The 1,258-nt window shown below is 53.6% G+C and carries 1 protein-coding gene; it reads right to left on the minus strand.

All coding sequences use genetic code 11. The features are described 5' to 3' along the window. Window positions 1-30: 30 nt before the first annotated feature. Window positions 31-1,193 (minus strand): IS3-like element IS3 family transposase gene (locus ACOTYN_RS26335; protein WP_113706132.1). Its coding sequence is split into 2 segments (ribosomal slippage): window positions 31-932 and window positions 932-1,193, totalling 1,164 coding nucleotides; the frame shifts between segments, so codons are not numbered across the junction. Window positions 1,194-1,258 lie beyond the last annotated feature (65 nt).

The raw sequence follows: 1,258 nt of genomic DNA on the forward strand, positions 1-1,258 counted from the left end.
TGATCCTACCCACGTAATATGGACACAGGCCTAAGCGAGGTTCTGGTTTTCAAATTGTTCCGGACTGAGGCCGCCACACCAACTGTGCCGCCGCCACCGATTGTAATCACATTCGATATAATTAAACACCGTTGCCCGCATTATTTCCCGGCTGATAAAGTGTTCTCCATGGATACATTCCACTTTCAGCGAATGAAAGAAGCTTTCCACGCAGGCATTATCGTAGCAGCAACCTTTTGCGCTCATACTTCCACGCAGATTATGCCGCTTCAGTTGCGCCTGATAATCTGCTGAACAGTACTGGCCTCCACGGTCCGTGTGAACGATAACGTTCCGGGGCCTCTTACGCCGCCATAGCGCCATCTGCAGGGCATCGCAGGCCAGTTGCGCCGTCATGCGTGGCGACATTGACCAGCCAATAACGGCACGTGACCACAGGTCAATGACCACTGCCAGATACAGCCAGCCTTCATCTGTACGTAAGTACGTGATGTCTCCTGCCCACTTCTGGTTCGGGCCACTGGCGTAAAAATCCTGCTCCAACAGATTTTCTGACACAGGCAGGCCGTGTGCGCGGTAGCTGACCGGGCTGAACTTCCGGGAGGCCTTTGCCCTCAGTCCCTGACGGCGCAGGCTTGCCGCCACGGTTTTTACGTTAAAGGGGTAACCCTGAGCACGCAGTTCATCCGTCAGGCGTGGGGCACCGTAACGCTGTTTTGACCGGGTAAAAGCCGCGAGGACAACGCTGTCGCAGTGTTGGTGGAACTGCTGACGCGTGCTTATCCTTGTCCGCCGCTGACACCACGTATACCAGCCGCTGCGGGCCACCCGGAGCACGCGGCACATTGCTTTGATGCTGAACTCAGCCTGATGTTTTTCAATAAAGACATACTTCATTTCAGGCGCTTCGCGAAGTATGTCGCGGCCTTTTGGAGGATAGCCAGCTCTTCATCCCGTTCTGCCAGCTGGCGTTTGAGACGTGCAATCTCGGTAGACATCTCCAGTTCACGTTCAGAAGACGTCTGCTGATTTTGCTGTTTACTGCGCCAGTTGTAGAGCTGTGATTCATACAGGCTGAGTTCACGGGCTGCGGCAGTAACACCGATGCGTTCAGCAAGCTTCAGGGCTTCACTGCGAAATTCAGGCGAATGCTGTTTACGGGGTTTTTTACTGGTTGATACTGTTTTTGTCATGTGAGTCACCTCTGACTGAGAGTTTACTCACTTAGCCGCGTGTCCACTATTGCTGGGTAAGATCA

It is taken from the genome of Enterobacter cloacae complex sp. IR5458 (assembly GCF_049238025.1).
Taxonomy (GTDB): domain Bacteria; phylum Pseudomonadota; class Gammaproteobacteria; order Enterobacterales; family Enterobacteriaceae; genus Enterobacter; species Enterobacter kobei.